The 14,104-nt window shown below is 49.8% G+C and carries 14 protein-coding genes and 1 pseudogene; 3 read left to right on the forward strand and 12 right to left on the reverse strand.

Annotated features, from left to right (window positions below):
• Positions 1–42: 42 nt before the first annotated feature.
• The 10 genes and pseudogenes from V7P87_RS00610 to trmJ form a co-directional block, all read right to left on the reverse strand.
• Positions 43–1,164, reverse strand: a complete 1,122-nt coding sequence (locus V7P87_RS00610; RefSeq protein WP_333795699.1) for a porin — start codon at positions 1,162–1,164, stop codon at positions 43–45.
• A 245-nt stretch (positions 1,165–1,409) separates the two neighbouring features.
• On the reverse strand, positions 1,410–1,748 hold the full coding sequence (gene fdx / locus V7P87_RS00615) for an ISC system 2Fe-2S type ferredoxin (protein ID WP_306523888.1): 339 nt from the start codon (positions 1,746–1,748) through the stop codon (positions 1,410–1,412).
• Between the two features lies 1 nt (position 1,749).
• Positions 1,750–3,606 (reverse strand): Fe-S protein assembly chaperone HscA, encoded by a 1,857-nt coding sequence (gene hscA / locus V7P87_RS00620; RefSeq protein ID WP_333795700.1) that lies wholly within the window; start codon positions 3,604–3,606, stop codon positions 1,750–1,752.
• An 8-nt stretch (positions 3,607–3,614) separates the two neighbouring features.
• The gene (hscB, locus tag V7P87_RS00625; protein ID WP_333795701.1) at positions 3,615–4,139 is read right to left on the reverse strand and encodes a co-chaperone HscB; all 525 of its coding nucleotides are present in this window, start codon (positions 4,137–4,139) and stop codon (positions 3,615–3,617) included.
• A 12-nt stretch (positions 4,140–4,151) separates the two neighbouring features.
• On the reverse strand, positions 4,152–4,475 hold the full coding sequence (gene iscA, locus V7P87_RS00630; protein ID WP_260655630.1) for an iron-sulfur cluster assembly protein IscA: 324 nt from the start codon (positions 4,473–4,475) through the stop codon (positions 4,152–4,154).
• Positions 4,476–4,481: 6 nt separating this feature from the next.
• Complete coding sequence (iscU, locus tag V7P87_RS00635) at positions 4,482–4,865, reverse strand: Fe-S cluster assembly scaffold IscU (protein ID WP_260655629.1); 384 nt, start codon at positions 4,863–4,865, stop codon at positions 4,482–4,484.
• A gap of 70 nt (positions 4,866–4,935) precedes the next feature.
• A complete protein-coding gene (locus V7P87_RS00640) occupies positions 4,936–6,150 on the reverse strand; it encodes an IscS subfamily cysteine desulfurase (RefSeq protein ID WP_296300252.1) in 1,215 nt (404 codons plus the stop codon).
• An 18-nt stretch (positions 6,151–6,168) separates the two neighbouring features.
• Positions 6,169–6,651 carry a Fe-S cluster assembly transcriptional regulator IscR gene (gene iscR / locus V7P87_RS00645; RefSeq protein WP_260655627.1) on the reverse strand — a complete coding sequence of 161 codons (483 nt, stop codon included), beginning with the start codon at positions 6,649–6,651 and terminating at the stop codon, positions 6,169–6,171.
• Positions 6,652–6,780: 129 nt separating this feature from the next.
• Positions 6,781–7,593 (reverse strand): annotated as a pseudogene (gene cysE / locus V7P87_RS00650) (serine O-acetyltransferase); the annotation flags it as partial.
• Between the two features lie 21 nt (positions 7,594–7,614).
• Positions 7,615–8,352: a tRNA (cytosine(32)/uridine(32)-2'-O)-methyltransferase TrmJ gene (gene trmJ, locus V7P87_RS00655; protein ID WP_333795702.1), complete on the reverse strand. Its 738-nt coding sequence runs from the start codon at positions 8,350–8,352 to the stop codon at positions 7,615–7,617.
• A gap of 216 nt (positions 8,353–8,568) precedes the next feature.
• Here trmJ and V7P87_RS00660 point away from each other — a divergent pair, with 216 nt between their 5' ends.
• The 3 genes from V7P87_RS00660 to V7P87_RS00670 all read left to right on the forward strand — a co-directional run bounded on the left by V7P87_RS00660 (position 8,569) and on the right by V7P87_RS00670 (position 12,659).
• Positions 8,569–9,399 carry a class I SAM-dependent methyltransferase gene (locus V7P87_RS00660; protein ID WP_296300250.1) on the forward strand — a complete coding sequence of 277 codons (831 nt, stop codon included), beginning with the start codon at positions 8,569–8,571 and terminating at the stop codon, positions 9,397–9,399.
• 35 nt (positions 9,400–9,434) lie between these two features.
• Positions 9,435–10,724, forward strand: coding sequence for a phosphoribosylamine--glycine ligase (gene purD, locus V7P87_RS00665; protein ID WP_333795703.1), 1,290 nt, complete (start codon positions 9,435–9,437; stop codon positions 10,722–10,724).
• 159 nt (positions 10,725–10,883) lie between these two features.
• On the forward strand, positions 10,884–12,659 hold the full coding sequence (locus tag V7P87_RS00670) for an ExeM/NucH family extracellular endonuclease (protein WP_333795704.1): 1,776 nt from the start codon (positions 10,884–10,886) through the stop codon (positions 12,657–12,659).
• 59 nt (positions 12,660–12,718) lie between these two features.
• On the opposite strand, the gene V7P87_RS00675 is transcribed toward V7P87_RS00670, so the two are convergent.
• Positions 12,719–13,114: an MAPEG family protein gene (locus V7P87_RS00675; RefSeq protein WP_333795705.1), complete on the reverse strand. Its 396-nt coding sequence runs from the start codon at positions 13,112–13,114 to the stop codon at positions 12,719–12,721.
• Entirely contained in the window at positions 13,111–14,007 is an 897-nt protein-coding gene (locus tag V7P87_RS00680) for a TolB family protein (protein ID WP_333795706.1), read from the reverse strand. Before V7P87_RS00680 ends, V7P87_RS00675 begins: the two co-directional genes overlap by 4 nt.
• Positions 14,008–14,104: the final 97 nt, after the last annotated feature.

A 14,104-nucleotide genomic window follows, 5' to 3' on the forward strand; every position in this document is an offset into this window, starting at 1 on the left:
ACTCCTCATTGATTAATGTGATGCAGGTGCGAGCCCGCTTCATCAAAATACCAGGTCCACACCCACAGCCATCAAGCTGTTTTTATCATCGGTCAATTTGTCTTTGGCTGAACTGAACTGCAGTTTTAATGCAGCCGACGGGTGAAAGTCATAACGAAGCCCCAGGTTCCAGGTGGTATTGTCAAACCACTGGCTGTTGACAATAGTGGCGATGGTTGGCCGTAACGGGAAATTAGCCGGTAAGTTGGCATAAATCTCAGGCTTGGCATCATCTTCGTCTTTTTCATAAGAAACATAAGGGGTAAAAGCGCCAAATCTGTGTCCTAAAGACAGATAATAAGAGTCCTGATTGGCGTAAAAACTGTCTTCAACTTTCACATGGGTATATTCAGCCACCATCAGCCAGTCATTACGGTCATAGTTCAGGCCAACACCAAAAAAACTACCGTCATCTTCATTAAAATCAATCTGTTGTGCCACTGTTCTCAAACCAACATTGGTCAGCGCCTGCAATAAGGGATTCAGAGAACTGGCGTTAATGCTGACGTCACCCATCAGATAAGCCATGCGCAGGGATAACCATTCCTGACTCAACTCCCAGGTAGCGCCCACGATATTGTTGATTTGCGCCGGAGCTTTAGTGCCGACCACAGTAACTTCGCCATCATAAGCGCCAAACACCAACTGCAGATTAGACTGCATGTCACTTAAACTGGTGCTGTGGTACAAGGACACGCCTTCAATAGTATCAAAACCCAGGTCGTAAACACTTTGTGGTGTGCGAAGCCAATCATAGGCGTAACCTACATCACGGAAATCTGAATATTTATAAAAAGGTGTACGCAGGCGACCGGCATTTAACCGCCACTCCTCCGTCAGCTGATAAGTTAAAAAAGCCCATTCAAATTCAGCATCAAAGTCATTGGCACCACGCGCCATAATTTGGGCTGTCACCGACAATTTTTCGCCCAGATCAGACTGCACCTGCAGCGCAAACAAACTTTCATTTTTAAAGTCAATCTCGTCGGTATAGCCGTATAAAGTGTCGCCACTGCTGGCTTTACCCGCTTTAATTGAAGCAAAACCATTCATCTTCACTTCCGCTGTGGCTGTTGTGGCACAACAAGCCATTGCGACACATGCCGCAACCCAAGTTTTCTTCATATACAGATCTCCAAGCAGAATGCTTACAACTATGTCTAGCGTAGACAACGAAGCTAAAAAAACCAGAAAATTCAGAACTATAAATTTTAGTTCCCGACGGATAAAAATAAAATCGGCGGGAATTTATACGAATTTTCAATTATTTACAAGAAAATGCCAAATTTCGGCCAGAAAAAAGCCAGCATCAACGCTGGCTTAAAAATATGAATAAAAACAGGAGGATATTATTTAGTGCCACAATGGTATTAATGGCCTTCACTGACCATATTAATGGTGTATTTTGGAATTTCCACCACTAAGTCATCATCAGCAATACGGGCCTGGCACCCCAGACGCGACTCAGGCTCTAAACCCCAGGCTTTATCCAGCATATCTTCTTCCAGCTCGTCACTTTCGTTCAGGCTGTAAAAACCTTCCCGAACTATTACATGACAAGTGGTACAGGCACAGGATTTTTCGCAGGCATGTTCAATGGCAATACCGTTACGCAGAGCCACATCCAGCACCGTCTCGCCTTTCTCCGCTGTTAATGCGGCACCTTCAGGACAGAGTTCGGCATGGGGTAAAAAGATAATCTGTGGCACGTTACACCTCGTCTACTTTGTGACCCTGCAGGGCCTGCCGGATTGAATTGTCCATCCGACGGGCGGCAAAATCATCGGTGATATGATTGGTTTTATCGATAGCGGCTTTAATAGCAGCAGTATCGTCGCTTTGACTGAGTTGTTTTAACTCAGACAAGGCCTGTTCAATTTCTAATAGTTCAGCCGCGCCAAGCAAATGCGCGTCAGCCGCCAGAGCAGCACTGACCGCTTCCCAGACTCTGCTGGCTTCTACCTGCTGTTCACGGAGCAAGCGTAACTGCATATCATGTTTGGCGTATTGCATCGAACTTTGGATCATGGTGGCCACCTGATCGTCGGTTAAGCCGTACGAAGGTTTCACCTGAATACTGGCGCTGACGCCACTGGATTTTTCCTGGGCTGTGACACTCAATAAACCATCGGCGTCCACCTGGAAAGTGACGCGGATATGCGCACCACCGGCTGCCATCGGCGGTATATTGGTCAGGTTAAACTTAGCCAAAGAGCGACAATCAGCCACCAGTTCACGCTCGCCCTGCAGTACATGCAACGACATTGCGGTCTGACCATCTTTAAAAGTGGTAAATTCCTGGGCACGGGCCACCGGAATGATAGTGTTACGAGGAATGATTTTTTCCACTAAACCGCCCATGGTTTCTAAACCAAGCGAAAGTGGGATCACGTCCAATAATAAAGTGTCGGCATCTGATTTATTGCCAACCAGCACATTGGCTTGAATTGCAGCGCCAATAGCCACCACTTTATCCGGGTCAATTGAAGTTAAAGGTTCGGCCTGAAAAAACTCGGCAACCAGGCTTCGCACCAGCGGCACCCGGGTCGAACCACCAACCATCACCACTTGTGCCACTTCATCGGTGTCAACACCGGCATCACGCAGAGTTTGTTTACAGGCGCGGATAGTGCGGCGTACCAGAGGTAAAATCTGGCTGTCGAGTTCTTCACGACTTAAGCTCAAACTCAGCTCGCCTTTGGCTGTTGGCAGCACAAAACTATAACTTGCCAGTGAACTTAACTGCTCTTTAACCTCACGGGCCAGTTGCAGATATTGACGCAGTGCCTGATGCGACAATGCAGTTTCGCCACTTTGTTGTTGCAGCCAGTCAACAATCACATGGTCAAAATCGTCACCACCCAGGGCAGAATCACCGCCTGTTGCCAGCACTTCAAATACACCCCGCTTTAAGCGCAGAATGGAAATGTCGAAGGTGCCACCGCCTAAATCATAAACAGCGATCACCCCTTCCTGACCTGAATCCAGGCCATAAGCCAGTGCCGCTGCGGTAGGCTCGTTTAATAAACGCAGCACTGTTAAGCCCGCCAGCTTAGCGGCATCTTTGGTGGCCTGACGCTGAGCGTCATCAAAATAAGCCGGCACTGTGATCACCACGCCCGTCAGCTCACCGCCTAAGGTTTGACTGGCGGTATCGGCCAGCGTCGCCAGAATTTCAGCCGACACTTCGACCGGGTTTTTAATGCCCTGAGCTGTTTCTATCGCAACTAAACCTTGCTGATCCACCAGCTGATAAGGCAGCTTATGATCCTGCGCCATGATTTCGGCAAAACCACGCCCCATCAGACGTTTCACTGAGCTGATGGTATTGTGCGGGTCGCTGACTGCTGCCTGCTGCGCTGCTTTGCCCACCTGCACTGCGTCAGCGGTATAACGCACCACCGAAGGCACCATATCGTCGCCGGCACTGTTTTTCAGTGTTTTGGCTTCACCGCTGCGCACTGTGGCCACCAGTGAATTGGTGGTGCCAAGGTCAATACCTGCCGCCAGCTTATGTTGATGAGGTGCGGCGCTCTGGCCGGGTTCAGCGATTTGTAATAAAGCCATAATAGGATTTAGTCTTGTAGTTGCTGTTCGATTAACTCCAGCTCATGCTGCAGTTTAAAGAAAAATTTGAGTTTGCGGATTATATCAGCCGCCAGCAGATCCTGCTCGGGCTGATTGGCATCAAGTGCATTGGCTAACTGCTTGAGTAATAACTTTTTCTGCTGCTGGATTTGTTGTTCAGCTTCGTCTATCAGTGCATAGGGGTCTGTTGAATGCAGAATATCAGCCAGCAGCTCCCGCAACTCCATCTGCTGCATTAAAAACGCGGTGTCGGTAAAACTGCGTTGTTCATGACTGATTTTTACCCCACGCAGCGCCAGCAAATGTTCGGCTCTGAGCAGTGGTTGTTTCAGACTGTGATAAGCATCATTGATATTGGCGGCTTGTTGCACTGCTAACAACCTGTCACGTTCAGAGGCAGCGGCAAAATTATCCGGATGAAAATTCCGTTGCAGTTCTAAATAGCGGGTACCGAGCTCAGTTAAATCAAGATCAAACTGAGCAGGCACGTGAAACAGCTGGAAATAATTCATCAGACCGCCAGCTTATACTGTGAAACTTTCGCCACAACCACATTCGCCGTTGACGTTCGGGTTATTAAACTGAAACCCTTCGTTCAGGCCTTCTTTGACAAAATCAAGCTGAGTGCCGTCGATATAGACCAGGCTTTTGCCATCAACAATCAACTTCAGATCGTCCTGCTCAAACACCTGATCGTCGTCATTCAGCTCGTCAACAAATTCCAGCACATAAGCAAGACCAGAGCAGCCGGTAGTTTTTACACCAACCCGCAAACCCAGACCTTTGCCGCGGTTCGCTAAAAAACTGCGAACCCTCTCTGCTGCTGCTGCCGTCATTGAAATTGCCATAACAACTTAGCTCCCGTGCCGGGTTTTATAATCAGCAATGGCTGCTTTAATGGCATCTTCGGCCAGAATAGAGCAGTGAATTTTTACCGGCGGTAACGCCAGCTCCTGCGCTATGTCAGTGTTTTTGATTTGTGCCGCTTCGTCCAGGCTTTTGCCTTTGACCCACTCGGTCACCAGCGAACTGGATGCGATGGCGCTGCCACAACCATAGGTTTTGAACTTGGCATCTTCAATAATGCCCTGCTCGTTAACTTTGATTTGCAGTTTCATCACGTCACCACAAGCAGGCGCGCCAACCATACCAGTGGCCACTGTCGGGTCGTCTTTGGCAAAGGCGCCAACGTTACGTGGATTTTCGTAGTGATCTATGACTTTTTCGCTGTATGCCATGGTACTTTACCTCATTAATCCGGATAACCCGCAATTGCTTGCGGGTGGACGCAGCTGTTGTCGCTGCGGATCAGTGTGCCACCCAGGCCACTGTGTTTAAATCAATGCCGTCTTTGTACATATCCCACAGCGGCGACATGGCACGGAGTTTTTCAATGGCTTCGTGCACAATTTTAATGGTGTGATCAATCTGTTCTTCAGTGGTAAAACGACCAATGCTAAAACGGATTGAACTGTGTGCCAGTTCATCGCTTAAACCTAAAGCGCGCAGCACATAAGAAGGTTCTAAACTGGCTGAAGTACAGGCTGAACCAGAAGACACCGCAATGTCTTTCAGCGCCATAATCAGCGACTCACCTTCGACATAGTTAAAGCTGATATTGGTAATGCCGGGTACTCTGTGTGTGGCATCGCCATTTAAAAACACTTGTTCAATGTCCTGAATACCGTCCCACAAGCGCTGACGCAGCTTGGCAAAACGCTCGTTTTCAGCGGCCATTTCAACTTTGGCAATACGGAAAGCTTCACCCATACCAACGATCTGGTGGGTTGGTAAAGTGCCTGAACGCATACCACGTTCATGGCCGCCACCATGCGTCTGGGCTTCTAACCGAATACGCGGTTTACGGCGCACATATAAAGCACCAATGCCTTTAGGACCATAAATTTTGTGAGCAGAAAACGACATTAAATCAATTTTTAATGTTTGCAGGTCAATAGCAACTTTACCTGCTGCCTGGGCCGCATCCACATGGAAAATAATGCCTTTGGCACGGCATAACTCACCGATAGCGGCCACGTCCTGCACCACGCCGGTTTCGTTGTTCACCATCATAATGCTGACCACAGTGGTGTCTGGGCGCATCGCGGCTTCTAACTGGCCAAGGTCAACCAGACCATTGTGTTGTACATCTAAATAGGTCACTTCATAACCTTCACGCTCTAAAGCACGCATGGTATCCAGTACGGCTTTATGCTCGGTCTTGCAGGTGATCAGATGTTTACCTTTTTTATGGTAAAACTGCGCTGCACCTTTAATGGCCAGGTTGTTGGACTCTGTTGCGCCTGAAGTAAACACAATTTCACGTGGATCGGCGTTTACCAGATCAGCAATATGGCTACGGGCGATCTCTACCGCTTCTTCCGCCTGCCAGCCAAATCGGTGTGAACGTGAGGCCGGATTACCAAAGTCGCCGTCCATCGTCAGGTACTGCATCATTTTTTCTGCAACACGAGGATCAACCGGGGTTGTTGCGGCGTAATCTAAATAAATAGGTAACTTCATCTTGGGCTCCGTCTGCTGTTACAACTGGCAGCTGACTTCAATTTCAGTTTCAGGGTTCTTTAACAGGCGGCTGTCCTGCCGCTTGGCCACGCTCTGAATTTCATTCTGGCTGACCAATTCACCCAAAGTTATTTGGGTCAGAAAATCTTCAATCCGGTGACTTAAGTCACTCCACAAGGTATGGGTCAGGCATTTGGCGCCGCCCTGACAGTCAGATTTGCCCTGACAACGGGTTGCGTCTACCGACTCATCTACGGCGCTGATCACTTCAGACACTGAAATTTCAGCGGCCGGTTTGCCCAGCTGATAACCACCACCCGGGCCACGCACACTGCTGACTAAACCCTGTTTACGCAACCGGGCGAACAATTGTTCAAGATAAGACAACGAAATTTCCTGCCGGGCAGAAATATCTGCCAGCGGCACCGGACCTGAACTGGTGTGTAGCGCCACATCCAGCATTGCAGTCACGGCATAACGCCCTTTCGATGTTAACCTCATCCTGACCCCATTAGCTTCGACCTGAGAATGGCGCAAATTGTACATTCCTGACTGATTTAGTCAAGTATAAAACCTACTAAAACAGTCAACTATTATGGTCATGGCACCGGATATAAATCTCAGCTCATGCTAAATCGTCGGATCAAACTCTTCATGCGCCTTTTTGCGTTGCTCGGCCGCTTCACGTTCAGCCGCTAAAAAAGCTTCATCACCAATATCCATGCTGGGCACAGCGTCACAAACGTTGCCACCTAAGTCATTGACACTCTTACAAAGTTCGGCCACTTTGTTGTCGAGGCAATGAATATGATCCAGCATGCGGCCTATGGCATTGGCAACAGGATCCGGATTGTCACTGGCCACAGCATAAGCGTCAAAACCAAATTTTTTCGCCAGATTCTGCCGCTGCTCAGATACTGCTGAATCCTGTTTGGCGACAATACGGCCCGGGATCCCCACCACAGTGGCACCGGCTGGCACGTCTTTGACCACCACAGCATTGGAACCAATACGGGCGTTCTCGCCGACATACAAGGGACCTAACACCTTTGCGCCAGCGCCTATCACCACGTTGTTACCTAAAGTGGGGTGGCGTTTACCCGGATTCCAGCTGGTGCCACCTAAAGTCACACCATGGTACAAAGTCACGTCATCACCAATTTCGGCAGTTTCACCTATCACCACACCCATGCCATGGTCGATAAAAAAACGCCGGCCAATTTTCGCGCCTGGGTGAATTTCCACCCCTGTGAACCAGCGGGCTATAGTGCTTAAAAACCGCGCCAGCCATTTCCAGCCGGCCAACCAGAGTTTGTGGTTCATCCGGTGCCACCAGATGGCGTGCAAACCGGGGTAATTGGTCAGCACTTCAAAAAAACTGCGCGCCGCCGGATCCCGGTCAAACACACTTTTAATATCTTCTTTGATACCTGCAAACATGGAATTGTCCTTTGCCGCTGTGGCTTATTCGCTTTGGCTCTGTTGTTTTTGCTTACGCTGCACTGAAGTTAAAATGCCACGCAGAATATTCAGCTCTGCTTCTTCCGGCCTGGCTCTGGTAAATAAACGTTTCAGTTTGGTCATTACCACACCCGGGTGTTGTTTGATAATAAAACCGGTGTCGTTCAGCGTTTCTTCCAGATGGACAAAAAACCTTTCCATCTGCAAAGACGTCGGATACTGGGTTTCATCAGCTTCAACAGCTACAGGTTTGGCGGCAAGCGCCGCTACCCGCACTTCATAAGTCACGATTTGCACGGCCATCGCGAGGTTCAGCGAACTGTATTCAGGGTTAGCCGGAATACAGACGTGGAAATTGCACAGCTGCAACTCTTCGTTGGTCAGGCCGTTATTCTCGCGGCCAAACACCAGTGCCACCGGCTTTTGTGTTGCCTCCTGCACTGCTTTTTCACCACATTCACGCGGCTCCAGCATAGGCCAGGACAAAGTACGGGAACGGGCGCTGGCGCCAACAATCAGACCACAATCGCCGATGGCCTCTTCCAGCGTATCGACTACTTTGGCATTGGCCAGCACTTCGCTGGCACCGGCCGACAAGGCATAGGCCTGACCATCGGGCAATTCTTTGGGGGATACCAGCCATAACTGACTTAAGCCCATGGTTTTCATCGCCCGGGCGACAGAGCCGATATTGCCGGTGTGTGAGGTTCCAACCAGAACAATGCGGATTTGATCGAGCATAAAATGAAAATTCCCGGAAAAAGCATAGCGCCTGAAAAAAGAGCGGCATTTTAGCATAAGGATTTTACGACTGCGCGCAAAATTCGGATGTGTAGACATCCAAAATCAAACAAATTTCACTGGTCGGGGCAAATGGCGAATTTGTCCATTTGCCACTGCAAAGCTGAATCAGCTTTGCTAAACTAGCGCCTCCTCAACACAACAAGGATCGATCGCATGAAAGCTTTGACCAAGTTCGTTGTACTCGCAGGCTTATTCGCTTGCACTATCAATACCTTACCAAGTTACGCCGCCACTAACGCTTTAAGAGAAGCCATTAATCATCCAAACCGCAGTGCGGTGAATAAAGCGCGCGACGTCCACCGCCACCCATACGAAACCCTGAGCTTTTTTGATGTCAAAGCCGACAGCACTGTGGTGGAAATTTCCCCTGGCGGCGGCTGGTACACCGAAATTCTGGCGCCATTATTAAAAGAAAAAGGCAAATATTACGCCGCGCATCAGCCTGCCGATGCCACCTCTGATTACGCCAAAAGAACCCGTGCTGCTTATCTGGAAAAACTGGCATCCGACCCTGTATACAGTGCAGTGACAGTGACAGGTTTTGCGCCGGATAAATTTTATGAAGTGGCACCTGCCGGCACAGCTGATGTGGTACTGACCTTCCGTAACCTGCACAACTGGTACGAAAAAGACAAAGGTGAAGCCAGCCTGCTGACCGCTTTTAAAACTTTCCACACTGCACTAAAACCAGGTGGTGTTTTGGGTGTGGTTGAACACCGTTTACCGGAAAGCAAACTTAATACTGACTGGACTGAGTCGGGTTATATGCCACAAAGCATGGTGATCCGTGTGGCTGAGCAGGCTGGTTTTGTGCTCGATGGCACCAGTGAAGTGAACGCCAATCCAAAAGATACTGCGGATCATCCAAAAGGTGTCTGGACTTTACCGCCAGTGCTGGCGCTAAAAGAGCAGGATAAAGCCAAATATATTGCCATCGGTGAAAGCGACCGTATGACACTGAAATTCCGTAAAAAAGCTGAATAATTTATCAACCCCAAGCCAATTAAGTGGATGTATCGATGAAAGTTCTAGTCATAGGCGGCGGTGGCCGCGAACACGCCCTGGCGTGGAAAGCAGCCCAATCGCCAAAAGTCAGCCAGGTGTTTGTCGCTCCGGGTAACGCCGGTACTGCACTGGAAAACAATCTGCAGAATGTGGCCATTGCCGCGGACGATGTGCCGGCTTTATTGGCGTTTGCCAAGGCCGAGCAGATTGAGCTGACCATTGTGGGCCCTGAAGCCCCACTGGCCCGCGGTGTGGTGGACAGCTTCCGCGCTGCCGGTCTGGCAATTTTTGGCCCGACCCAAGCTGCTGCTCAGCTGGAAAGCTCCAAAGCCTTTGCCAAAGACTTTTTAGCCCGCCATCATATCCCGACCGCAGCTTATGGCACTTTCAGCGATATCTCCGACGCCAAAGCTTATGTGGCTGAACAAGGCACTCCTATTGTGATCAAGGCTGATGGTTTAGCGGCCGGCAAAGGGGTGATTATTGCCCAGACTGAAGCTGAAGCTTTTGCCGCTATTGAAGATATGCTGTCCGGCAACAAATTTGGTGATGCCGGCAGCCGGGTGGTGATTGAAGAGTTTCTGGTCGGTGAAGAAGCCTCTTTTATCGTGATGGTTGATGGTAAAAAAGCCCTGGCTTTTGCGTCCAGTCAGGATCACAAAGCCCGCGACGATGGCGACAAAGGCCCGAATACCGGTGGTATGGGCGCTTATTCACCAGCGCCAGTGGTGACTCCGGCCGTGCACGACTGGGTGATGCAAAACGTGATTTATCCAACAGTGAATGGTATGGCAGCAGAAGGCACTGTGTACACAGGCTTTTTATATGCCGGCCTGATGGTAGCCCCAAATGGCACCTGTAAAGTGCTGGAGTTTAACTGCCGTTTTGGTGACCCTGAAACGCAACCCATTATGATGCGTCTGCAGTCGGATTTAGTTGAGCTGTGCCAGAACGCCGTTGAGGGCAAGCTCGACCAAACGGAAATTGCCTTTGACAGTCGCGCTGCAGTGGGTGTGGTGCTGGCAGCCGGTGGTTACCCTGATGATTACCGTAAAGGTGATGTGATTAGCGGTTTGCCGCAAGCCGACAGCCGTGAAGCCAAAGTATTCCACGCCGGTACCAAACTGGAAGATGGCAAGGTACTGACAGCAGGTGGCCGGGTGTTATGTGCCACTGCTTTAGGTGCCAATGTCACAGCAGCACAACAAGCGGCTTATCAGCTGGTTGATCAAATTCAGTGGCAAGGTGTATTCAGCCGCCGTGATATTGGTTACAGAGCCATTGCCCGCGAACAGCAAAAATAACGGCTGGTGATCACTTTAATAAGCAAAAGGCAGCCGACGGCTGCCTTTTTTATCGTTAAAATCCGGCACTTTATACCAAGCCCCTTTGTTTGTCTGGCCACTTTGATTAAGCTAAGCCGCTATCGCGCTCTGCTGCGCTTTTTCTGTCAGGACATTCCAATGAATTTTTCCACTGCTGCTTGGGTGCTGTTGCCCCTGAGTTGTTCTTTATTGTCGCTGCCGCTGGCTGCTAAATGCAGTAAAGAATTTACCGCCATTGCCGACATTCAGGGCCCTGGCACACAAAGCCCTTTAGTTGGCAAAACCCTGACCACTCAGGGGGTGGTGCTTGGCATTTTATATCAGCACAGCAAACAGCCGATGTTGTTGCTGCAAAGTGTGCAGCCGGATGACAATCCCCAGACAGCAGAAGCGATTTTAATCGCCGACAAAGAACTGGCCGGCCTTTATCAGCAAGGGCAAGTGCTTGAGCTGACAGGCACAGTACGTGAACTGCAACAAATGACGGCCTTAACCAATATCAGCAACAGCAGTGTTTGTGCTGACCAACAGCCGGTGCGCAAAACCAGCCTAACCTTGCCGGTTAAGCAGTTATCCGACTGGGAAAGTCTGGAAGGTCATTGGCTGAGCCTGCCACAACAGCTGGTGGTGAACGACAGTTATGGCCTGGCGCGTTACGGTGAGCTGTTATTGGCCGACAAAAGATTGTTTGTCGCAACAGAAGTGACACAACCGGGCAAAACCGCCAGCGCTTTTGAGCAGCAACAGCAGCTGCATGAAATTGTCATTGATGATCACAACAACAAACAAAATGCCGAACCTATTGCCTTCCCTACCGGCGGCTTAACTGCAGTGAACACAGTGCGGGTGGGTGATAAAGTGCAGGGGGTTGAAGGTTATCTGGTGCAGACCAAAGCCGGTTACCGTTTGCTGGTCAGCCAGGCACCACAGTTTCACAGTGCCAACCCAAGACAAACAGCCCCCAACACCAAAGCAGCCGACACTGTGCGGGTGGCCAGTTTTAATGTGCTGAACTTCTTTACCGGCGCCGGCAATAATCCTCAGTTTCCAACCAAAAGAGGCGCCAGCAACGCAGAAGAGTTAAAGCGGCAACAAGCCAAAATGCTGGCCACTCTAACGGCATTAAACGCTGATGTCATAGGTTTACTTGAAGTAGAGAACAATGGTGAAGCTGCTGACAGCGCCATTGCCACTATCGTAAGTAGCCTGAACCAGCAACTGGGCAGTGCACAATACGCTTTTGTCAGCACCAAGGTAAAACCTGGTGGTGACGATATTAAAGTGGCAATGATTTACCGAAAGGCGGTGGTCAGCCCAATTGGTGAAGCCGCAGTGAATCTGGATGCGCCTTTTGATCGCGGCAGCCGGCCGCCTCTGGCGCAAAGTTTCCGTCATCCGGCCTCAGGCACTGAATTTACCGTCAGCATTAACCACTTTAAATCCAAAGGCAGCTGCCCGAAACAACAGATGCCGGATAGCGATCAAAATGATGGCCAGTCCTGCTGGAACCCAAGCCGGGTCAAAGCCGCCAAAGCGCTGGCCAGCTGGCTGGCTAGTCACCCAACAGGCATTCAAACACCACATCAGCTGGTGATTGGTGATTTAAATGCATATCGGATGGAAGATCCGGTAAAAACGTTGGAGCAAGCCGGTTTTGTGCATCTGGCAGGTGAAGGTCAGCACTGGTCTTTTGTCTATCGTGGCCGCTCCGGCAGTCTGGACCATGCGCTGGCCAGCCCAAGCCTTGCCAAACAACTGACACAGTTCCAGCACTGGAACATTAATGCCGACGAGCCGGCCGTGCTTGATTACAACACTGAATTTAAGTCAAAACATCAGCAGCAGAGCCTGTACGCGCCGACGCCGTTCCGCTCTTCAGATCACGACCCTTTGCTGATGGATTTTAAATTCTGATAACAAGCAGGAAACAACAAAGGGGCCAATGGCCCCTTTGTGTTAAGTTGAGGTTTGGATCAGGCCACAGCTAAAGCAGAGCGCACCAGCATGGTTAAAATAGCGGCACAGCCAAGGACCCACACAGCTGAACGTAAATAAGCTTTATCCAGCCAGTACAACAACACAAACAGCACCCGGCAAATCAGATAAAACACCGCCAGTTGCTGCATTAAAACATCAGTGTTGCCACTGGCGACACAAGCAATAAAAGCCGCCAGATACAGCTGTAAAGCTTCAAAACTATTGTGATGCGCCGCATTGGCACGCTGTCCCAAACCTTCCAGTTTGGCCTGTTGCGCGCGTGGATTATGGTAGTCATAACCGCCCAGTTTTTTTTGTGCCTGAATGACCGGAATACGCGCCAGGTAAATCACCAGCACCAAGGCAAAAGCCACCCAAATTAATACACTCATGTTGCGCTCTCCGCTTTTGGCTGGCAGACAAAGGCCAGTTTCTGCTGATTGGGGCTGATGCTAAAACGGCTGACACTGCCGTTGCAGCTTTTGCTTAAATCCAGCCAGAGCTGCCAGCTGTTTGCTCCTGGTTGCCAGCTATAAATGCTGCTGCCGGCAGATACTAATAATGTATTTGTGTTCAACCAGCGCAGATCCTGCCCTGTTTGTGGCAACAATATCTGTTTGGATTTAAGTGTGTTCCTGCCAGTATCAAACCAACTTAACGACAATCTATCCCCTTGTTTTTCGGTAAAATATCCTTGCTGGCTGCCAGGGCGCCACGCCAGCGCACGGCCGATATTTTTTGCCAGCGTTTTTAATTCACCTGTGCTACTGCGATAAGCAATCTGATGGTCGGCTTCGTCTTTGCCCAGAATAAATAATAATAAATCACCCTCTGGGCCCCAGGCGTGATAACCCACGTCTTTTGGTTCGGCAAACAAGGCTTTGGCCTCGCCCTGAGCCGGAATACGCCATAACCGCTGTGTGCCATCGGCTTCGACCACTACAGCCGACAAGGCAGCGTCTGGCAAAACAGTAGGTGAAAATTCACTCAGTGCTGTGGCACGGTACAGACCGGTTTTGCCGGTGCTAAGCTCCAGGCTGGCGATATCCATCTGACTGGCATCGCCGTTTTTTTGCTCTGAGGTCCAGTATAAAAAGCGACCATCACTGCTAAAAGCCGGCTGATTCTGGTAACCGCTGTTGTTATTCACCTTTTTGACATGACTGATTTTTTGCTGATGCAAATCAGCCAGATAAATATCAAACTGTGGCGCTGCCGTTTGTGCCTGAACCAGACTGGCAGCAGAAAACGTACTGATAAACAAAAGCTTTTTAAGAACAGCCATCAAGGTCCTTCCTTTATAAGTGGTACGGCAGCTTTGCCTTGGCACGACAAAAGCGGTTGCGAAGTTTTCACTTTATCCTTTATGGTAAGGCCAAGGC

The sequence above is a fragment of the Rheinheimera sp. genome (assembly GCF_036782235.1).
GTDB lineage: Bacteria > Pseudomonadota > Gammaproteobacteria > Enterobacterales > Alteromonadaceae > Pararheinheimera.